This window comes from Dehalococcoidia bacterium, assembly GCA_035310145.1.
Lineage (GTDB): Bacteria > Chloroflexota > Dehalococcoidia > CAUJGQ01 > CAUJGQ01 > CALFMN01.
Window position 1 is genome coordinate 80,762 of the sequence record DATGEL010000078.1, and the last position, 20,535, is coordinate 101,296.

The 20,535-nt window shown below is 68.6% G+C and carries 18 protein-coding genes and 1 tRNA gene; 9 read left to right on the plus strand and 10 right to left on the minus strand.

The annotated features are described in order from the left end of the window. Positions 1–39: 39 nt before the first annotated feature. From VKV26_14890 to VKV26_14900, 3 genes are all read left to right on the plus strand, one after another. Entirely contained in the window at positions 40–1,443 is a 1,404-nt protein-coding gene (locus tag VKV26_14890) for a penicillin-binding transpeptidase domain-containing protein (GenBank protein HLZ71186.1), read from the plus strand. Positions 1,444–1,535: 92 nt separating this feature from the next. Continuing rightward, a complete protein-coding gene (locus VKV26_14895) occupies positions 1,536–2,309 on the plus strand; it encodes an FhaA domain-containing protein (protein ID HLZ71187.1) in 774 nt (257 codons plus the stop codon). Between the two features lie 170 nt (positions 2,310–2,479). Next, positions 2,480–2,827: an FHA domain-containing protein gene (locus tag VKV26_14900; protein ID HLZ71188.1), complete on the plus strand. Its 348-nt coding sequence runs from the start codon at positions 2,480–2,482 to the stop codon at positions 2,825–2,827. 14 nt (positions 2,828–2,841) lie between these two features. On the opposite strand, the gene VKV26_14905 is transcribed toward VKV26_14900, so the two are convergent. Further along, on the minus strand, positions 2,842–4,119 hold the full coding sequence (locus VKV26_14905) for an FtsW/RodA/SpoVE family cell cycle protein (GenBank protein HLZ71189.1): 1,278 nt from the start codon (positions 4,117–4,119) through the stop codon (positions 2,842–2,844). 109 nt (positions 4,120–4,228) lie between these two features. Here VKV26_14905 and VKV26_14910 point away from each other — a divergent pair, with 109 nt between their 5' ends. Beyond that, a complete protein-coding gene (locus VKV26_14910) occupies positions 4,229–5,494 on the plus strand; it encodes a protein kinase (GenBank protein HLZ71190.1) in 1,266 nt (421 codons plus the stop codon). A gap of 14 nt (positions 5,495–5,508) precedes the next feature. On the opposite strand, the gene VKV26_14915 is transcribed toward VKV26_14910, so the two are convergent. The 4 genes from VKV26_14915 to greA form a co-directional block, all read right to left on the minus strand. Then, the gene (locus VKV26_14915) at positions 5,509–7,251 is read right to left on the minus strand and encodes an NAD+ synthase (protein HLZ71191.1); all 1,743 of its coding nucleotides are present in this window, start codon (positions 7,249–7,251) and stop codon (positions 5,509–5,511) included. 119 nt (positions 7,252–7,370) lie between these two features. After that, complete coding sequence (locus VKV26_14920; protein HLZ71192.1) at positions 7,371–8,090, minus strand: cytochrome b/b6 domain-containing protein; 720 nt, start codon at positions 8,088–8,090, stop codon at positions 7,371–7,373. Further along, entirely contained in the window at positions 8,074–8,733 is a 660-nt protein-coding gene (locus VKV26_14925) for a molybdopterin-dependent oxidoreductase (GenBank protein ID HLZ71193.1), read from the minus strand. The genes VKV26_14920 and VKV26_14925 overlap by 17 nt, the downstream gene beginning before the upstream one ends. A gap of 318 nt (positions 8,734–9,051) precedes the next feature. Further along, a complete protein-coding gene (gene greA, locus VKV26_14930; GenBank protein HLZ71194.1) occupies positions 9,052–9,849 on the minus strand; it encodes a transcription elongation factor GreA in 798 nt (265 codons plus the stop codon). Positions 9,850–9,958: 109 nt separating this feature from the next. On the opposite strand from greA, the gene rsmG reads away from it, so the two are divergent. From rsmG to VKV26_14945, 3 genes are all read left to right on the plus strand, one after another. Further along, positions 9,959–10,714: a 16S rRNA (guanine(527)-N(7))-methyltransferase RsmG gene (gene rsmG, locus VKV26_14935; protein ID HLZ71195.1), complete on the plus strand. Its 756-nt coding sequence runs from the start codon at positions 9,959–9,961 to the stop codon at positions 10,712–10,714. Positions 10,715–10,876: 162 nt separating this feature from the next. Further along, entirely contained in the window at positions 10,877–11,512 is a 636-nt protein-coding gene (locus tag VKV26_14940; protein ID HLZ71196.1) for a YIP1 family protein, read from the plus strand. Beyond that, positions 11,512–12,774 carry an MFS transporter gene (locus tag VKV26_14945; protein HLZ71197.1) on the plus strand — a complete coding sequence of 421 codons (1,263 nt, stop codon included), beginning with the start codon at positions 11,512–11,514 and terminating at the stop codon, positions 12,772–12,774. The genes VKV26_14940 and VKV26_14945 overlap by 1 nt, the downstream gene beginning before the upstream one ends. Positions 12,775–12,796: 22 nt before the next feature. Here the strand turns inward: VKV26_14945 and VKV26_14950 are convergent, their stop codons facing one another. Then, positions 12,797–13,507, minus strand: a complete 711-nt coding sequence (locus VKV26_14950) for a septal ring lytic transglycosylase RlpA family protein (protein HLZ71198.1) — start codon at positions 13,505–13,507, stop codon at positions 12,797–12,799. Positions 13,508–13,930: 423 nt separating this feature from the next. Here VKV26_14950 and VKV26_14955 point away from each other — a divergent pair. Next, positions 13,931–14,003 (plus strand) — tRNA-Ala (locus VKV26_14955). Between the two features lie 454 nt (positions 14,004–14,457). Continuing rightward, the gene (gene leuS / locus VKV26_14960) at positions 14,458–16,923 is read left to right on the plus strand and encodes a leucine--tRNA ligase (GenBank protein ID HLZ71199.1); all 2,466 of its coding nucleotides are present in this window, start codon (positions 14,458–14,460) and stop codon (positions 16,921–16,923) included. A gap of 27 nt (positions 16,924–16,950) precedes the next feature. Here the strand turns inward: leuS and VKV26_14965 are convergent, their stop codons facing one another. The 4 genes from VKV26_14965 to VKV26_14980 form a co-directional block, all read right to left on the minus strand. Further along, on the minus strand, positions 16,951–17,454 hold the full coding sequence (locus VKV26_14965) for a hypothetical protein (GenBank protein HLZ71200.1): 504 nt from the start codon (positions 17,452–17,454) through the stop codon (positions 16,951–16,953). A gap of 63 nt (positions 17,455–17,517) precedes the next feature. Further along, positions 17,518–17,994 carry a pantetheine-phosphate adenylyltransferase gene (gene coaD, locus VKV26_14970; protein HLZ71201.1) on the minus strand — a complete coding sequence of 159 codons (477 nt, stop codon included), beginning with the start codon at positions 17,992–17,994 and terminating at the stop codon, positions 17,518–17,520. Continuing rightward, positions 17,963–18,586, minus strand: a complete 624-nt coding sequence (gene rsmD / locus VKV26_14975) for a 16S rRNA (guanine(966)-N(2))-methyltransferase RsmD (protein ID HLZ71202.1) — start codon at positions 18,584–18,586, stop codon at positions 17,963–17,965. The genes coaD and rsmD overlap by 32 nt, the downstream gene beginning before the upstream one ends. 9 nt (positions 18,587–18,595) lie before the next feature. Beyond that, entirely contained in the window at positions 18,596–20,320 is a 1,725-nt protein-coding gene (locus VKV26_14980; protein ID HLZ71203.1) for a hypothetical protein, read from the minus strand. Between the last annotated feature and the right edge of the window lie 215 nt (positions 20,321–20,535).

The following is a 20,535-nucleotide window of genomic DNA, read 5'->3' on the forward strand; positions in this document are numbered from 1 at the left end:
TGCGAATATGAACGGGGAACGAACGGAGAGGCGGCGGGCGTGATTCGGCAGATCCGGCAGACCGCGGCGGTCTTCGCCGTCGGCTTCTTCCTGCTCAGCGGCGGTCTGGTCTACTGGCAGGTGGTCCGCGCCAATACGATCGCCCGCGATCCAGGCAATCCCCGCACGGCGGAGGCGGCCCGCACCGCCGACCGCGGCCGCATGCTCGACCGCAACGGTTCCGTGCTGGTGCAAAGCGTGCTGCAGGCCGACGGCAGCCGGCTGCGCCGCTACGCGCTGCCATCGCTTGCGCAGACCACGGGCTACGTCAGCACCCGCTTCGGCCTCTCCGGCCTCGAGCAGGCGTACAACCAGTACCTGAGCGGAAACAGCGGCGGCGACCCGCTGGACACGGCGATCGACGACCTGCTGCACCGCTCCCGCCCGGGCAACGACCTCGTGCTCACGATCGACGCACGGCTGCAAGCGGCAGCGGCGCAGGCGCTGGGGGACCGGCCGGGCGCCGTCGTCGCGCTCGATCCTTCCACTGGCGCGGTCCTGGCGATGGTCAGCGCTCCCGCCTACGATCCCGGCGCGATCGACGCGCAGGGCGATCGCTTGCTCAACGACGCGGGGAAGCCGTTGCTGAACCGCGCGACGCAAGGACTCTATCCGCCCGGCTCGACCTACAAGGTCGTGACCGCGACGGCGGCGCTGGACTCCGGCAAGGTCAAGCCCGGCGACCGGTACCGCTGCGTCAACGGCGTCGTGGTCCAGGGCTTCGTGATCAACTGCGAGAATGCGCCGCCCGGACGGACCGAATGGGACTTCGAGACCGCCTTCGCCTTCTCGATCAACGCGACCTTCGCGCAGGTCGCCGCCGATCAACTCGGATCTGACCTCTTCCTGCGTTACAGCCGCGCCTTCGGCATGGACCAGGCGCTGCCCTTCGATATCGACACGGCCGAGAGCCGGACCAGTCACGCGGGCGGCGGCCTCGATCCGGTACTTCTGGCGAACAGCGGCTTCGGGCAGGGGCAGTTGCAGGTCACGCCGCTGCAAATGGCGCTCATCGCCGCGACGGTGGCGAATCACGGCAGTCTGCCGCGGCCTTACTTGGTGCAGCAGGTGCGGGCGCCCGACGGCAGTGTCATCCAGGATCGCGCGCCGCAGAGCATCCGGCGTGTGATGAGCGAGCAAACGGCGCAGCAGCTTACCCAGTTTATGCTCGCCGCGGTGCAGGAGTTCGGCGGCGCGGCCGGCCTCTTGAACCAGGAGATCGCCGGCAAGACCGGCACGGCTGAGACGGGCGCCGCCGGCGCCGCGGATTCGTGGTTCATCGGCTTCGCGCCCTCCGCCCACCCGCGCCTTGCGGTCGCGGTGATCGTGGAGAACGGCGGTCCCGGCAGCCAGGCGGCGGCGCCGATCGCGGGCCAGGTCTTTCGAGCGTTCGCGGGGCGATGATCGACTCTCGCAGGGCCGGACCTGGGCCGGTGATAAGCTGGTGCTGCGACTGGCCGCGGCGCCCGCATGCCCGGCCCGTTCCCGACGAGACGATGAAGCCTTTGTCGCGCCTCGAAGCGCTGATCGCGGAGGTCATGGAGCGGCCGGCGTGGCTGCTCGGCTCGCGCCGCCTGCACCCGCTCGAGCTGACCGGCGCGCTCACCCGCGCGCTGGAGGAACGCGCCGTGCGCCTCGCCGACCGTGTGATCGCGCCCGATCGCTACGAGCTGCGTGTCAATCCTCTGGACTTCGCCGCGCTGACGGAGCTGCGCCCGCTGCTCGAAGGCGAGCTGGCCGAGTTTCTAGCGCGAACCGTGGCGGAGCGGGATCTCGCCTGCAACCGTTCGCCGCGCGTCAGCATCGTCGCGGCGGTAGACGTTCGGCAGGGGCGCGTTGCGGCGACGGCCCAGTTCAGCAACGAGCCGGCCCTTGATGCAACCGCTGTCGCCCTCGGTGCGCCGCCCGGCCAACGTTCGGCAGTTGCTCCCCGTGCGGCCCAGGCCGTTCCGCCGCGGCGCGACGCGGGCGCGGCGTACGCGCGGCTGGAGCTGGTCGGCCCGGGCGGCGAGACGCTTGGGAAATATCCGCTGCATCCGGGCGCACTGATCGTCGGCCGGCGCACGGGCAGCGACGTCATCTTGCTGGACAGCAAAGTCTCGCGGGAGCATGCGCGCATCGAACTGACCGCCGACGGCGCGACGATCCGCGACCTTGGCAGCCTGAACGGCACGCGCGTCAACGGTGAACTGCTCACGGCGCCCCGGCGCCTGCACCCCGGCGACATGATTGAGATCGGCCGCGCCCGGCTGCGCTTTGCCATCGCCTAGCCCGATCGGACCGCGCGGTACACTGGAAACGGCCCAGGCGCCCGGCGACGCGCCCCGGTCAAGCACGCTCAACGGGAGGACGCGGGTACCTGCTCGACGATTCAGCGGTCATCCTCCTGCGGCTCGGCGTACTGGCGCTGCTCTACCTCTTCCTTGCTGTTGTGCTGCGCGTGGTCTGGCGCGATCTGGTGCGCGCGGCGCCCGCGCGGCGCGGCAGCGTCGGTCGGGCCTTCCTTGTCGTGCAGAACGGCGCCGGCAAACAGGTGCGCAGCGGTTCGCGCATCGCCATCGAAGGCGCCGCCAGCATCGGCCGTGACAGCGATAACCAGGTCGTGATCGACGACAGCACCGTCTCCGGCCGGCACGCGGCCCTGGTGTACCGCGAGGGGCGCTGGTGGCTGGAAGACCTGGGCAGCACCAACGGCACCTGGATCGGCGACCGCCGCGTGGAGCAGCCGCAGCCGGTCTCCAGCGGTGAGCTGATCCAGGTCGGCCGCATCATCCTGCGCCTCAACTGAGCGAGCGCGCTGCCTCACGCGCGTTCGAGCGGCCGCGACGTGGAAAGTCGCAGCAGCATGCCCAGCAGTACAAAGTTCACGACAATCGAGGAGCCGCCGTAGCTTACGAACGGCAGCGTGATCCCCGTGATCGGGATCAGGGCGAGGTCGCCCGCGGCGATCACCATCGCCTGGATCGCGAGGATGGCCGTGGCGCCGACGGCCAACAGCATGCCGAAGTCCGCCGGCTGGCGTGTGCCGATCCGCAGCCCGCGGAAGGCGAGCACGAGGTACAGCGCGATGATCGCCAGCGCCCCGGCGCTGCCCAGTTCTTCGCCGATCGCGGCGAAGATGAAATCGGTCTGCACGACGGGGATGTCGAGCGGCTGGCCGCGACCCAGTCCGGTGCCGAGCACGCCGCCGTTGGCGAAGGCGTAGATCGACTGCGCGAGCTGGTAGCCGCTGTCGTGCACGTGCGTCAGCGGGTGCAGCCAGAGATCGACGCGCGTGTGCACGTAGCCGAAGGCGTGGTACGCCAGCCAAAGATTGAGGAGCACGATCACCAGGCCGGCTACCACGAACGCGCGCCGCCCCGAGGCTACGTAGAGCAGCAGCAGCGTCACGCACAGCAGCAACAACATCGCGCCGAGGTCGTGCTGCCATGCCATCAGCGCCAGCGTGAAGCCCCAGATGACGACGAGGGGCACAAGGTAGGGAAGCGTGGGGACGCGAAACGCGCGCCAGCGCGTGCTCACCGCCGCCAGCACGTAGCGCCGATCCGCCAGGTAGCCCGCGAGGAAGATCACGAGCAGCAGCTTCATCGCCTCCGTGACCTGGAAGTAAAAGCCTCCGAAGCCGAGCCAGAGCCGCGACCCGTTCACCTCCTTGCCGATCAGCGCCGTCACCGCCATCAGCGCCAGGCCGCCGAAGGCCGCAAGATACTGGTAGCGGCGCAGCACGGCGTACTGCTCCATCGCGCGCACGGTAGCGAGCATTAGCAGCAGGCCCAGCGCCAGCCAGACGAGCTGCTTCGCTGCCAGCGAAGCCGACGCCGGGTTGAGCCGCACGGCGAATACCAGTCCGACGCCGGCCAGCAGGGCGACGACCGGCAGCAGCACCTGATCGCATTCCGGACTGAGGCGGCAGAGCGCGAAGTGGGCGGCGAGAAAGAGCAGGCAGAAGCCGGCCGCCAGCGGCGCCGAGCGTGTCCGCGCCGCCGGCATCGACTGCTGCAAGGAAACGCACGCCAGGGCGAGGAAGCCACAGACCAGCAACAGCAGGAAGAGTTCGTTCGCGCGGCTTCGCAGTACCATACCTATGGCGTGTGCGCGGCCCGCTCAAAAGAGGCCGCCGCTCCGCCACCGAGTGTACCAGCCACACGGCCGATCACCGGGAGCAGGGCAGAGGGGGACCAACCGGGGGATGAGTCAGCCCTCAGGCACGGCGTTCGACCGGCAGCGGCCCGACCGCATTGGGCCCGGCATGCGCTTGTCCGACCGCTACGACGTGCAGGAGCCCGTCGGCTATGGCGGCATGTCCAGCGTGTACCACGGCATCGATCGCCTGCTCGACCGCGACGTGGCGATCAAGGTGCTGAACACGCGCATCGGCGGCAACGATGCCGAGCGTGCCGCCTTCCTGCGCGAGGCGCGGGCCGCGGCGTCGCTGACGCACAGCGGCATCGTCGGCGTGTACGACGCCGGCATCTACCAGGGCTGGCCCTACATCGTGATGGAGTATGTGCCGGGCGGCAGCCTGAAGCAGGTGATCGACACGCAGGCGCCGCTGCCGCCCGCCCGCGCCGCGGCCCTCGCCGCCGAGGTGGCCGATGCCCTGCAGTACGGCCACGACCGCGGCGTGATTCACTGTGACGTGAAACCGCAGAACGTGCTGATCGACGCCCGCGGTCACACCAAGCTGGTCGACTTCGGCATCTCACAGTCGCTCGCGGCCACGGCTGCGCTGACCTCGTCCGTGAGCGGTACGGCGGGGTATGTCGCGCCGGAGCAGCTCGAAGGCGTGCCCCTGGACGGGCGCGCCGACATCTACTCCCTTGGCACGGTCCTCTACGAGCTGCTCAGCGGCCGCCTGCCCTTCGAAGCGCCGAACCTGGCGGCGCTGGCGACGCGGCGGCTTGTGTCCGAGCCGCGCCCGCTCCGCGAGTTGAACCCGAACCTGCCCCCGGCGCTGACGGCGACCGTGATGCGTTGCCTTGCACGGGATCGAGCCGGCCGCTGCCGCAGCGCCGGCGAGCTGGCGGCCGCGCTGCGCGAGGCGGGGACCGCCGGCCCTGAACGCTTCTCCGTCGATGGCCCGTCCCTCGCGCCGCCGCGCGAGCCTACGCAGGTTTGGCGCCGCGAAGATCTGACCGCGGCGCCGCGGCCACGCTCGGGCGCGTTCTGGTTGCTGCTCGCGATCCTGCTGGCATTGCTGGTGGCGCTGATTGTTTCCCTCGCCGTCGTGCTCTCTAGCCGTACGAGCGCCGGCGGCACGGCCGCGGTGCCATCGGTCCAGCACGAGCGGCTGGACCGGGCCACGAGCGACCTGCACGCCGCGGGCCTGACGGTCAGCGTGACCATGACCAGCTCGCAAGAGCCGTTTGGTACGGTCATCGGTCAGGACCCGCCCGCCGGCACGGCGCTGAGCAAGGGCGGCGCCGTCAGCCTGAGCGTGAGCCGCGGGCCGTAGTGCGCGGGCGGCCCTCAATAACCGCGGTAACGGTTGGCGATCGGCAGGCGGCGATCGCGGCCGAAGGCGCGCGGCGTGATCTTGACGCCGGGCGGCGCCTGGCGGCGCTTGTGCTCGCTGCGGTTCACCAGCGTGATCACGCGCTGCACCAGCGCCTCGTCGAAGCCCAGCGCCACGATCTCATCGACGGTGCGGTCGTCCTCGACATAGGCCTCGAGGATCGGATCGAGCACTTCGTACGGCGGCAGGCTGTCGCTGTCCTTCTGGTCTGGCCGCAGCTCTGCCGAGGGTTCTTTCACCAGCACGTTTTCGGGAATCACCGGCCGCTCGCCGAGCGTATTACGGTAACGGCAGACTTCGTACAGCAGCGTCTTCGGCACGTCCTTGATCACGGCGAAGCCGCCGGCCATGTCACCGTAGAGCGTGCTGTAACCCGTGGCCATTTCGCTCTTGTTCCCCGTGGTCAACGCCAGCGCGTTGAACTTGTTCGTGAGAAACATCAGGTAGTTGCCGCGGATGCGCGCCTGCAGATTCTCCTCCGCCAGTCCCGGCGCCAGTTCGCCGGCGATCGGCTCCAGCGTCTTCAACGACGCCGAGAACGCCGCTTCGATCGGGAGCGTCAGGCAGCGGATGCCGAGGTTTTGCGCCAGCTCCGCGGCGTCGCTGCGGCTGTGGTCCGAAGAGTAGCGCGATGGCATCGAGACGCCGGTAACGTGCTCGGCCCTCAGCGCATCGACGGCCACGACGGCGGTGATCGACGAGTCGACGCCGCCGGAGAGGGCGATGAACACGTCGCGGAAGCCGTTCTTGCGCATATAGTCGCGCGTGCCGGTCACCAACGCCTGGTAAACCTCGGCGGCGCGGCCGAGCGGTTCGATGCGATTCGGCGCCGGCAGCGGCGTGCGGCGCTCGTGCCGCGGCGAGACGCCGCTGACGAAGATTGACTTGCGGCCGGCGGTTTCGCCCTCGAAGTCGAACTGCTCCTTGCGCCGGCGCGAGTCGTGCAGCCGCGCCTGCACCACGGCGTCCACGTCGATGTCGCAGAGCAGCAGATCCTCGGCGAAGCTCGGCGCGGCCGCGACCAGGTCGCCGGCCGGATCGAAGATCATGCTGCCGCCGTCGAACACCAGTTCATCCTGCCCGCCGACCATGTTGACGAAGCAGACGGCGACGGTGTTGTCGGCGGCGCGGGTGCCGAGCATCTTCTCACGAAAGCTGCGCTTGCCGGCATGGAAGGGTGAGGCGTTGATGTTGAGGATCACCTCGGCGCCGGCCAGCGCCTGCTCCTGCGTCGGGCCGCCCGGATACCAGATGTCTTCGCAGATGTTGACGCCCACCTTCGCGCCGGCGATCTCGTAGACCGGGGCGCGGCGGCCGCGCTGGAAGTAGCGATCCTCGTCGAAGACACCGTAGTTGGGCAGGAACTGCTTGTGGTAGCTATCCACGTGCCGGCCATCGCTGAGGATCGCCGCCGCGTTGTAAATATCGTTCGCCAGGTCGACGAAGCCGACGACGGCCGTGATGCCCTGCGTGTGCGGCAGCAGGTCGTGGAGCGCCCTGAGGTTATCTTCGACGAACTGCCGCCGAAGCAGCAGATCTTCCGGCGGATAGCCGGTCAGCGCCAGCTCGGGCAGGCAGACGACGTCGGCGCCGGCGTCGCGCGCCCGCGCGATTTGCGCCACGATCGCCGCGGCGTTGCCCTCGATGTCGCCCACGGTTGCGTTGATCTGGGCGAGCGCCACGCGCAGAGTTCTCATGGATCTATCGTACAGGCTGCGCGGCAGGCGCGACAGCGTAACCCGCCCTCGGCTGGCTGCAAAACCGGTCCGCATTCCCACGCCCGAGCGTCCAGGACGGCGGAGAGCCGGTCACCGACTCACGATTCAGCACTCGAACCGGTGCCGCTCGCCTGCTGCCCATCGCCGGGCGCCGGCAGCTCGCGCACCCACTCTCGGTGATGCGCCAGCGCCCAGTCGCGCCGCACGCGCCCATCGAACATGCCGCGCAGGGAGGGCCGCGTGCCGGGATTGATCGTCGCCAGGTAGACATGGCCGGCGACGAGCGGCAGCGCGAGCAGCATGAAGAGGTCGTGCAGGGGAAAGACGCGCTCCACGAAGGCCGAGGCGAAGACCGCCTTGGTGAAGAAGTTGACGCCGAGCACGGCCCCGCTCAGGCAAAGGCCGAACGAGAGCAGGAGCATCGCCGCGGTGTTCAGTTTCTGCCCGGCATTGAATTTGCCCACCGGCGGCGCCGCGAGTTTTGCACCCAGCAGCGCATAGCCGGCGTAGCGCAGCCAGGCACGATCGAGGGCTTCAACCCGCAGCAGGCGCCGCAGATCGGCGCGAAGCCAGCGTCGGCCCGGCGCCGCAAGCCACACGACCGGCGCCGCCAGTGCGAACAGCACGCCCGACAGAATATGGATCAGCGGCACCAGCCGGTAGCCGCCGACGTGCACTGCCTTAACCGACGGCAGGAACAGCAGCAGCCCGCTGGCGAGCAGCATCAGGAACGGGATCGCCAGCGCCCAGTGCGCGACCCGGGAGGCGGCGGAGAAGCGCCGGATCGTGCCCTCCGTGCCGTCAACTGCGCCAGCCATCGATCTGCCAGCCCCGCTGCTCCCAGTAACCCACCACGCGCTGGCCGGTAAACTCGACGCGCGTCAGCCACTTCGGGCCCTTGTAGCCGTACATCTGCGGCACGATCAGGCGCAGCGGCCGGCCGTGCGGAGGCGTCAACGGCTGCTCGTACATGTGATAGGCGAGCAGCGTATCGGGCAGCAGCGCCTGGTCGATGCTGAGACTGTCTCGGTAGACGCCGCCCAGTGAGTGGAAGGTGATGAAGGAGGGGTTGACCGGCTTCACCAGGTCCGCCAGGGTTTGCAGCCGCACGCCCTGCCAGCGCACGTCCTTTACACCCCAGCCCTCGACGCAGTGAAAGTCGCTGACCTGCGAGACGGCGGGGAGGGCCAGCAGTTGCTCCCAGCTCAGCGTGAGCGGCTGCTGCACGGCCCCGTCAACAGTAAGCTGGAACGTCGCGGGGTTGAAGACCGGCGTCTGCGTCTCAACCTCGTTGATGCGGAAGCCGCCGAGATTGGTGAGCACCCTGCAGGCGCCGCCCACAAGCACGGCCGCCCCGGTTCCGAGCCAGAGCAGGCGCCGCCGGCTGATGCGCGGCCGCTCCACCGTTCCGCTGGCCACGGCTGCAGGATGTGGAGGAACGTCGGTAATGGGGCCGTCCACGCCGCTCGCCCCCTCGTCCGCTATCACGCATCGGCCGGCTCGACGGTTCGAGCGTTCGCCGGTTGCGACGATAACAGGGGCCGGTCCGCTCTCCCCGCTGCACCACCCCGCCAGCGGACCGGCCCCTGAGGAGACGTCTGGACGTCCCATCACGCTGGGAGTCCACCGCAAGCATGGGCGCCACGGCAGCAGAGAGGGTTAACGACCGATTAAATCCTTGCTAACGCTTCATCGCGCGGTGCACCGCTCGGCATTGCAGAGAGAGCGTAGCGCGGCGCCCCGTTGCCGCGCGTGAAGGCGGTCACGGCGCCGGGTTCACTAGCCCTCCACGGATTCGACGCGCAGCTTCAGCGTGCCCGCCGGCACGTTCACCGACACCTCTTCACCCTTGATGCGATCGACCAGCGCCTTGCCCACCGGCGAAAGGATCGAGATCTTGCCCAGCTTCGGATCGACCTCGCTCGGGCTGACAAGCTGATACTTGGTCGCCTGATTGGTGCCGAGGTTGAGTACGAGCACGTGGCTGCCGACGCGGGCGGCGCCGGTGGAGGCGCCCTCGACGATCGCGGCGTGGCGCAGTTGTTCCTCGATGCGGCGGATGCGCGCCTCGACGTGCGCCTGCTTCTCCCGCGCGGCGTCGAGCGGCGCGTTCTCGCGGAAGTCCTTATCCGCCATCGCCTGCTCAAGCTCCAGCGCGATCTCCGTACGGCTGTCCTTGAGCTGGGCAAGCTCCCGCTGCAGCGCCTCGAAGCCGGAACGCGTCATCTGCACGGCGTCGCTGGAGAGGCCGCTGCCGTTCTCGCTTTCCGTGCGGCGCAGCTTGATCGCCGTGCTCAGATTGGTGGGGGTGAGCCCGGCCTTCTTGAGATGCGCAAGAAACGGCCGCACCGCCTCGACGCTGCGACCCTGGCTGCCCCCGCGACCCGCGGACTCCTCGACGAACCGCTCCACGTCGCTGCCCTTCAGCGCGCCCACCGGACGGGCGCCGCCGAACCACTGCACGAAACGGTGCACGGCCGGCTGCGCGTCTTGCGCGGCGTCCTGGCCGAGTGTTGCGATGTACTGGGCGGCCGCGTCCACGAGCGACGTGTTGGCGGTGGATTTCTTGCTTGCCACCTGAGCCTCCTGGCCGAGGGATGCGCCGGCCGCGCCGGGATCGGCCGAAAACGACGAATGACGCCCCACCGGCGGCGGCGTCACGCCGATCATACTATGGAGCGGCTCGATGGGGTGTCAACGCGCGGACCCGCCCGGCGACCTCGCGCTGCTCGCGGCCGGCGCCGAAGCAGTCGGTCTCGCGCTCGACGACGCGGCGTTGGATCGCTTCCGCCGCTACCTCGCGCTGCTCGTCGAGCACGGCGCCCGCATGAATCTGACCAGCGTGCGCGACACGGCCGGCATCCAGCGCCGGCACTTCGTCGAGTCGCTGGCCTTCGGCGCGGCACTGCGCGACGCGGGCCTGCTTCAGGGCCGGGAACGGGTCGTCGACGTGGGCGCGGGCGCGGGCTTTCCCGGCGTGCCGCTCACGATCGTCTGGCCGCGGCTGCGCCTCACCCTGCTGGAGGCGACGAAGAAGAAGGCCCGCTTTCTTGAGCACGTGCTGCACGAGCTGGCGCTGCCAAATGCGGCCGTCGTCGCGGCGCGGGCGGAAGACGCGGCCCACGAGTCGCGGCTGCGGGAGTGCTTCGACCTGGTGCTCGCCCGCGCCGTAGCGCCGCTGCCGGCGCTGGCCGAGCTGACCCTGCCGTTCTCGCGCATCGGCGGCCGGCTCGCCACCGTGAAGGGTTCGCGCCTGAGGCACGAGCTGGCGGCGGCCGGGGCGGCGATTGCTCGTTGTGGTGGCGGCGCGGCGCGCACCCTACCGCTGCCCGGCGTCGGCGTGGAGAGCCCGCTGCGCGTGATCGTCGTGGCCAAGCTTCGGCCCACACCGGCAGCGCTGCCGCGCCGCGCCGGCCTGCCCCAGAGCCAGCCGTTACGTTGAGCTGCGCGGGACTTTCTCAGAATCACCCGTCCGTCTGCCCATCTGCGCGGCCCTGTTTGTGCCGGCGTGCTAGAATGCGGCGAATCGGCTGGCGCTCCGATCACGTAGATACCATAACAGCGGATCGGCCGCGCCGCGGGCCGCCGAGGAGGCGCGGAGCGCATGGACACGCAGGTCATCGTCGACCGGCTGCAGCGGTTCCTGTTGAAGCTCGACACCAGCGTTTTCGAGGAGATGCGCGACGACACCAATGCGACGATCCCCGCCCTGATCATCGCGGCCATCGCCATCCTGCTGGCCGGGTTCGGCGGCTGGTTCTGGTGGCTGGCGCAGGGCTACGGCGATGCCGGCAAGATCTTTTGGCAATCGGTTTTGCTGGGTTCGATCTTTGCCTTCGTGCTTTGGGCGGTGTGGATCGGCGTGGCGTATGTCCTCCTGGTGAACGTTTTTCACTATACCGCCGACATTCAGCGCATGTTCCGAGCCTGCAGTTTTGCCACGTTGCCGCTCATTCTCGGGCTGCTCATGTTCATACCGGGCGTAAATCTTGGCGTCGGTGTGGCAGTGTTTGGCCTATTTTTCCTTCTCATGGATATTGGCATCCAGGTGTCCGTGGACGCCCAACCTGGCCATGTAATTGTGTCCACCTTCATCGGTTTCATTGTATTCTGTTTGGTGCTCTCGGTGCTCGTCACCAAGGAGAATGTGCTGGCGCCCAGCGTCTTCGCCTTCCGCCTGCCGGCGACCGACCTTTCCGAGGTTGCTAACGCGCTCTCGAGCTTCAACAGGTTGCGATGATGAATCCAGGCGCGGGGTTCGGCAACCGGTCGGCGGCGGAAACGCCGCCGGCCGGTATCGATTTACGGGCGAACCTCCGGCGGTTTTATGTCTACCGCTTCCTCTCAAACCTGCTGCTCTGGCTGCCGATCTGGGTGCTCTACCTGCAGCGCGAGCGCGGGTTGTCCCTCTCGCAGATCACGGCCCTCGACGCGCCCTTCTGGCTGATCTCTCTAATCGCGCAGGTGCCGACCGGGGCGTTCGCCGACCGCTACGGGCGGCGAACCGCGCTCGTCGTCGGCGGTCTGGTGCTGGCGATCGCCTACCTCGTCTTCGGCCTCGCCTCATCGTATCCGCTCATTCTCGCTTCGTACGTGCTCTGGGCGATCGGCATGGCGTTCGGGCAAGGCGCTGACCTGGCGCTGCTGTACGACCACCTCGCCAGCCACGGCCGCCAGGAGGACTACCCGCGCCTCGCCGGCCGCGCCTTTGCCTGCACGGCCGCGGCGGCGATCGTGTCGCTCGCGGTGGGTGCTCCGCTGGCCGCGGCCACCCGCCTGGACGTACCGATCCTCGCCACGGCGGGCATCTCACTGTTGACCGTCGCGGTGGCCCTGCGCCTGCACGAGCCGCCCCACCACCCCAGCGAAGATCGCCCGGGCGTCTGGGAGGCGATGCGCCGCGGCGCCGCAGAAGCCTGGCACGAGCCGCACCTGCGCTGGATGCTACTGTTCTCGTCGGCGCTGAGGGTTTCAGAGCTGGCGCCGATCATCTTTGTGCAGCCGTTTCTCGTGCGGCACGGCGTATCCGTCGCCCAGGTCGGCGCCTGGCAGATCCCGGCGCGCGTGGGCACGATTGCCGCGGCCCTGCTGGCCTACCGCCTTGTGCGGCGTGTCCGCGAACGCCGCTTCCTGCTGGCGGCGCCATGGCTTTTCTGCGCCTGCTTCCTGCTGCTCGGCCTCTGGGACAATCTGATCGCCTTCGTCGCCTTTCCGCTGTTCGCGGTGGCATCGGCTGGCGTCGACCCCACGATTAGCGACTACATCAACCGCCATACGCGGGCCGCGCAGCGCGCGACCGTGCTCTCCCTCGGTCAACTGTTGGGCAGCCTGGTTCTGGCGGTGCTGGAGCCCGGCCTCGGCGCCATCGCACAGGCCGCGGGCCTGACGGCCGCCTTCCTGACCACGGCGCTGTTCATCGGCGCCGCCTCGCTGCTCACGCTGGGGCCGTGGGCACTGCTGCCACGGCCGCAGGTCGCTGCCGAGCCGCTGGCGACGGCGTAGCGCCACGCGGGTTCGAGACGACTCAGGGCACCGGCAGCGCGACGGAAACTGGAATGACGCCCGCCGACGCGGGCGCGATGCTTAGGAAGGCGGCGCGCGAGAGGTCGAGGATCACGCTGCCGCCGAAGCCGCCGCGATCGGTGATGCGCAGATGCACGGCCTGCCCCGTATCTCTGTTCGTCACGATGATGACCGTGCCGCAGGGCAGCGTATTGCTGGCTGCGGTCAGTGCCCACTGGTCATAGATCTCGCCGCAGTAGGTGATGCTGCCGTTGAAGCCGGGACCGTACCAGGTCGCGAGCCCGGTCTGGATCACCGGACCGGCGACCGGCGCCGGCGTCTCCGGCAGGCTGCCCGGCGCCGGCGCGGCGTCGGGAGAAGCCGGACCAGACAGTACGGGTAACGGTATCGCCGGCCCCTGCGGTGCATCGGAGGCGGCGGGCGCGCTCTCGGGCCCAGCGGGCGGCGCCGGCGGCGCGGCGATCGCGCGGTCGGCTGCGTCGGCCGGCGGCAAGGCCGGGCCAGTGCTGAGCGAGAGAATGGTCTTGGCTGGTACTTGGGACGCTGCTGCAATCGACGCGAACGATAAGTCGCCGCCGTTGACCTGTGCGGAGACGCGCTGCGGCGAGCCGCCGAGCTGCACCACGGTGTCGCCGCCGGCGAGCGTCCCGCTCGCCGAGATCAGCGTCACCGTTACGGCGCTGGCGAGCGCCGCCACGAGCTGTCGGTGCATGAAACCCCCTTCATTACCGTGCCTCTCGGGCGTCCCGCGGCTTCCTCCAGAGCGCGGGGTCGTGTCAGTTTCTCCGAGAGTGCTAGCCGAACCGACAAAGCAGACAAAGTGCCGCTTACATCTGGCGGCCCGCGCCATGGTACGGAGCGCGATGGGAGCTTGTCCAGCGAAAGGCGGCGCATGGCCGTACAAGTTCCGCACAGTGTGGGAGAAGGTCGGCCCGACGGCACGATTTTGCACGGTCGCTGCAATAAGCACAGATGATCTATTGCGCAACCATATCGCAACTGATGAAGTGCTCAATCAGTTCGGGTGCAGAGCACCAACCCGCCGACCCGGAGCGGCGCGAGCGGCGACGAGTGTTGCAGCGTCGTTGCATTATCTTGCGGTCGCGAGCGGCATCTGCTATACTGATGGAACTCTGGGGATGTAGCTCAATTGGGAGAGCGCAACACTGGCAGTGTTGAGGTAAGGGGTTCGAATCCCCTCATCTCCACCGGCTGAACGGCGAGCGGACAGCCGAACCGAAACGCACACACGCCGAACGGGAGCAGTAGGTCTTCGATCTCAGCAGGGCGTTCCGCGTCCATGGCTGGGCAGCGAGCCGCCGGTTGGTGCAAGGCGGCATGTGAGACCGAACTCGCCCGGGAGTGGCGGCCGCGAACCAGTGGTCCCGACGCCGTACAACGCGGGGCCGGCTCAGTAGCGGTCGACGGCCAGCGCCCGTTATCGCGCCCCCAAGGCGGGCCGCAGCGAGACGTCCCCGGCACGGTCGGGGCGCCGCGGCCAAGCAGGGTGGTACCGCGGAGTTTGGCCTGTGTGCCCTCCGTCCCTGAGTGGACGGAGGGCTTTTTGTGCGGCTGCAACGCTGCCCGATGGGCAGCGTGTGCGCATGAGGGCATCAAGGCACCGAGGCGCGCGGGAGGACCGGCGCACGCGGGGAGACAACGATGGCAACACAAACATCGCACGTTGAGCGCTACGAGCCGGCCGCAATCGAGCCGAAGTGGCAGGAGCGCTGGGAGGCCGACGGGCTGTACCGCGTCCGCGACGACGATCCGCGTCCGAAGTATTACTTCCTGACAATGTACCCGTATCCCTCCGGCGACCTGCACATCGGCCACTGGTATGCGGAGGCAGTGCCGGACGCGCGGGCGCGCTACCTGCGCATGCGCGGCAACAACGTCCTGTTCCCCATGGGCTTCGACGCCTTCGGTCTGCCCGCCGAGAACGCCGCGATCAAGAACAACGTGCACCCCTACGTCTCCACCATGGCGAACATCGAGCGAATGCGGCGCCAGTTTCGCCAGATGGGCGCGATGTTCGACTGGTCGCGTGAGGTCGTAACCTGCACGCCCGAGTACTACCGCTGGAACCAGTGGTTCTTCCTGCAGTTCTTCAAACACGGCCTGGCCTACCGCAAGCTGGCTGCCGTCGACTGGTGCCCCAACTGCAACACGACGCTGGCGCGCGAGCAGGTGGTCGGCGAGGACCGCCACTGCGAGCGTTGCGGCACGCCCGTGGTGAAGCGCGACCTGGACCAGTGGTTCCTGAAGATCACCGATTACGCCGATCGGCTGCTGAACTTCGAGGGACTGGACTGGCCCGAGAAGGTCGTGACGATGCAGCGCAACTGGATCGGCCGCAGCGAGGGCGCCGAGCTGGTCTTCCGCGCCCTGCTGTCCGACGGCGCCAGGGAACCGCTGACGGTCTTCACCACGCGGCCCGACACGGTGTTCGGCGCCACCTTCATGGTGCTGGCGCCCGAGCATCCCCTGGTCGAGCGGCTGACGACGCCGGAGCGCCGCGCCGAAGTCGACGCCTACGTCGAGCGTGCCGCCCGCGAAACGGAGATCGAGCGCACGGCGGCCGACAAGGAGAAGACGGGCGTTTTTACCGGCGGCTACTGCCTGAACCCGTTCAACGGCGAGCACATCCCCGTCTACATCGCCGACTACGTGCTGCTGGGCTACGGCACCGGCGCGATCATGGCGGTGCCCGCGCACGACCAGCGCGACTTCGACTTCGCGAAGGCGTTCGGGCTGGAGATTCGCCCCGTCTACGCACCTGAGGACTGGGACGGCGCGCCGTTCGCCCAGGCGGAGACCCACGGCGGGCGAACGATTAACTCCGGCCCGTTCAATGGGCTGGAGGAAGACGAGGCCAAGCGGCAGATCGTCGCCTTTGCGGAGAAGGAAGCGATCGGTCGCGCTGCCGTGACCTACCGCCTGCGCGACTGGCTGATTAGCCGTCAGCGCTACTGGGGCACGCCGATCCCGATCATCTACTGTCCCAGGGATGGCACGGTCCCGGTGCCCGAGTCGGATCTGCCCGTGCTGCTGCCGGAAGATGCCCAGTTCCGCCCCACGGGCGAATCGCCGCTGAAGTACCACGAGGGATTCCGCAAGGTCACCTGCCCCGTCTGCAGCGGGCCGGCCGAGCGCGAAACCGACACGATGGATACCTTCGTCGATTCGTCCTGGTACTGGTATCGCTACCTGAGCCCGCACGACGACAGCGCACCGTTCGACCAGGCCGCGGCGAAGCAGTGGCTGCCGGTGCAGCAGTATACGGGGGGCATTGAGCACGCCATCCTGCACCTGCTGTACTCCCGCTTCTGGACCAAGGCGATGAAGGACCTGGGCCTGACGGAAGACGAGGAGCCGTTCACACACCTGTTCAACCAGGGGATGATCCTGAGTGGAGACGGCCACAAGATGAGCAAGTCGCGCGGCAACGTGGCCAATCCGGACGAGCAGGTCGCCCGCTACGGCGCCGACACCGTGCGCTGTTACTTGATGTTCATCGGCCCCTGGAGCGAGGGCGGCCCCTTCCAGATGACCGGCATCCGCGGCATCAGCCGCTGGCTGAACGCGGTCTGGAGCCTGGCGCTGGAGCCCCCTCCGTCGGGCGCCGGCGACGAGGCTGCAACGCGCGATCTGCGCCGCCTGCAGCACAAGACGATCAAACGTGTCGGGGACGACATCGAGGCGATGCGCTTCAACACGATGATCGCCGGGTTGATGGAGTATGTGAACGGCCTACGCCAGGCCGCCGATCGCGGCGTCGAGGCCGCGGCATGGACCGAGGCGGTCGAAACCCTGGTGCTGCTGCTGGCGCCCTCCGCGCCGCACATCGCGGAGGAGCTGTGGCAGCGCCGCGGCAAGCCGTACTCGATCCACCAGCAGGCGTGGCCGGCCTTCGACGCGGCACTGGCTGCCGATCAGGTCGTCACCGTGGCGGTGCAGGTAAACGGTAAGCTGCGGGACCGCGTGGAATTGCCGGCCGGAGCCGGCGCGGCCGAGCTGCGCGAGGCGGCCCTGGCCAGCGAGCGCGTGCGCGTCTACACGGACGGGCGCGAGATCGTGCGCGTAATCACCGTGCCGGGCCGCCTGGTGAACATCCAGCTGAAGTGAGCGGCCGCGGCGGCCCTGCCGGCGGATTCAGCGGCCGCCCTCGTTTTGCAGGGCATCGATGCCCTGTCGCACGTTGGCGAGGAAGGCCGACATCTGCTTATCCAGACGAGAGAGCACCGCCAGCGCGTATTCGTCGGCGTCGGCCATCTGCTGGCGCGCCGTCTCGCGCGCGGCACGCACGTCCTGCGCGGCGGTCAGCTGCGCTTCCTGCAGCAGGCCGTCGGCACGCGCCTGCGCCTCGCGCCGCATCCGTTCGGCCTCGCTCTGCGCTTCGCGCGTCACCGCTGAGTCGCTCAGGCGGCGATGCAGCTCGGCCTGGGCGCTGGCCACGATGTTGCGCGCCTCGTTTTCGGCGTCGGCAAGCGTTTGCTCGCGCCGCTGCATGACGTCGCGCGCCTCGCGAATGTTCGCGGGAATGGCCACGCGCAACTGATCGATCAACTCCAGCAGGCGCTTGCGATCGACCAGTACGCCGCCGCCCATCGGCACCTTGCGCGCGGAGGCCACCTCTTCCTCGAGCTGGTCCAGCAAGTGAAGGATATCGACGGCTGCTACCTCCCGGTGGCGACGGCAGAGCGGCGGGGAAGTGGGCGTCTAGCCCTCGCCGAATTTGCGCCTCAGCGCCGCTGCCACATGTGGCATGACGAACTCGGAAGGATCGCGCCCCAAACTGGTTACCTCGCGGATACGGCTCCCACTGATAAACAGGTGCTCAAGGCTGGTCATAAGATACACGGATTCGATCTCGGGCTCCATCTTCTTGTTCATCAACGCCATGTCGAATTCGTATTCAAAGTCGGTGACCGCGCGGATGCCGCGCACCAGCACGTTGGCGCCATGTTCGCGGGCGAAGTCCACCGTGAGGCCGGGGATCTCCGCGACGCTCACGCCGGGGAGATCTTTCACCGCCTCGCGGAACAGGTCGATGCGCTCCTCGGTGCTGAACACGGTCGAGCGACTGCGCACCACCGCAACGATTACGGTACCGAAGATCTTGTGCGCGCGGCGCACGATGTCCAAATGGCCGTTGGTCACGGGGTCAAACCGGCCCGGATAGACCGCAATCGTCAATGTCCTCTCCTTCGGTGGCATCGCCATCGGGATTGTCGTCATTGGGCTTGTCCAAATAGTAGAGGGTCACGGAGGTGTCGCCGTGCCGCCGCGTAACCCGCCGTGGCAGCCCGCCGCACGCGTCCGGAGGCATGGTACGGCGGCCGTGCTCGTAGACGATAGTGCTTGATGCATCGAGTTCTCTGCCGGAGCGCAGCCGCTCCAGCGTTTCTGCGACGCTTGCATCGGCGTATGGCGGGTCGCAGAAGATCAGGCCGAACGGACCGTTCACGCGGCCCAACGCAGCCGGCAGCGCCGCGCAGTGCACGCGGGCGGCGGCTTCCAGACCGGAGCGGCGCAGGTTCTCTGCGATCACCGCGCAGGCGCCGCGTTCGCGTTCCACGAACTCCGCGAACTCGGCGCCGCGGCTGAGCGCCTCAATCCCGAGGGCGCCGGTGCCGGCATAGAGGTCCAGCACGTGACTAAACGAGGCGCCGCGCGCTTCAAGCATGGAGAAGATTGCGCCACGCACTTTGTCCGAGGTCGGCCGGGTGGTGAGGTTGCGCGGCCCCGCCAGCGTTCGGCCGCGCGCCGTACCGGCGATGATGCGCATGCGAGCGGCTCAGCGGCTGCTGCGCGTCGGCGTCGCCCGTGCCGGCGTCGGCGTGAAGCGGCCCGAAGGCGAGGCCGCGGGACTCGCGCCGGGGCCGGCGGGCGTGCCCGCGCGCACGGTGACCGAGGTGGTGTCGATGACGCGCATGGTGCCGTCACTGACGATGACGGAGATGGTATGTGATCCCGGCGTGTCGGGCGCCGTCCACGTGATCACCGCGCGGTTGCCGGCGTCCGCAATCGGTTTTCCGTCGGCCAGCCAGCTCGGACGCAGCGTCTGCGGATTGGGTTGCTGAAGCAGCGGCGCTCCGGCTGCCTGGTACTGCTGCACCGCCGGCCAGATATTGGTGACCGCCGGATTGGCAGAGGCGTCGTCCACGGCCACGCCGCCCAGGTGATAGACCTGGACGATTTCGAGCTTGTAGCCCACGCTGAAGCTGTTTTCGATCCAGACGGTGCGCTGGCCGTCCTGCGTCTTGTACTCAAAGGAAACAACACCCTGCGGCGTCCAGTTCGGCCCGCTGCCGCCTTCGCGGTTGATATTCTCCGCGGCCAGCGTTGCCTGGCCGCCGGTCACGAGCTTGTCCGGGTCGCGCACCGTGATCTGGCCCGCGAGACTGAGGGCCTCCAGCGTGGTCAGGGCGCGCACGCTGCCGGAATCGGCGCGCTCCTCCGAGAGGGGCGAGACCTCCAGCAGCAGCCGGTGCGAGTCGACCAGGCCCGTCAAATACTTCACGGCATCGGGGACGCGGGTGCGGTAGATCGACTGATCGCGCTCCACGGCCATGATCAGCAGATCGGCCGACCTGCCCAATGCGGCCCAGTCGTAGGCGCCCGTGTTCCAGCCGTTGGCGTCCTTGCGTGGCAGCGGCAGGCGCAGCACCAGTTTGCGGTTGGCGGCGTGCAGCTTATCCGCCAGCGCCTGCACGAACTGGGTGAAGTTGTCCTTCAGCGGCGTGTCCACCGCGGAATAGTCGAGCTCAATCCCTTCGTAGTTGCCGCGGGCCGCCTCGGCCACGATGCGATCGATGTGCGTGCTGCGCAGACCTGCGCCGGCGAGGATGCCGTTGACGTTCTGCGAGGCGGCGCCGCTTTGGGCCGTGATCGCCGGCATCACGCCGTAAGGCGCGCCCTGCGGCACGTTCACCGGGCCGCCGTTGAGCGAGCCATCGGCGGCGGGGGTGTAGGTGAACGGCGCCGCGTCCGCGATGAACTGCGCTGCGTCGGGGCTGGCGAAGGTGTTCTGCGGCAGTTCGCCAAGCACCAGGAAATCGCCGCCCGTGCGGCGCAAGACCGCGAACGACTTCGGCAGATGCATGGCGGTGGTGTTCTGAGCCTGTGTGCCGCCGGCGATCACCTCGGCCGGTGCAAGCCGCGTCCACTTGCCGCCGTCGTAGGAGTAGATGCTTAGCCCGCGCGTGGTCGAGCGATCGCTCAGCTTGATCTGCAACGACACGTTTTGCCCGGCGTACTGGCCGTAGGAGGAGCCCATCACACAGTAGCCGCTGGCGTAGGCGTAGCCCTGCGGCGGCGCCGGCGCTTTGCCCGTGCAGTCCGCCACCTGGTGCGCCGACGCGCCGCCGCAGCGGCTCGCGAGGAAGATGATCACCAGGACGAGCAGGAGCAGCGCCACCAGCCCAAAGCCGACGATCGGCAGGTTGCCGCCGAACCCGAACGCTCCCGACCCGCGCTCACCGCCGCGCAAACCCAGCGGACCAGCGCCGCGCCGGGTCATCGCCGTTCCTCCACGCCATTTGCCCGCGCGATCCGGCGCTCGCTCGCCTGCAGCTCGCCACCGCCGCTTCGTGTGTCTGTCATGCTATAACAGAATCTACCCAAATCGCACGCCTGGTGTTGTCCGCCCCTCACGTCTCCCATCGACGCCCCCCGACCACGCGCCGCGCGCGGCGTATCTTTGATCCTACGTCCCGCCGCCGTTACCCTCTAGCC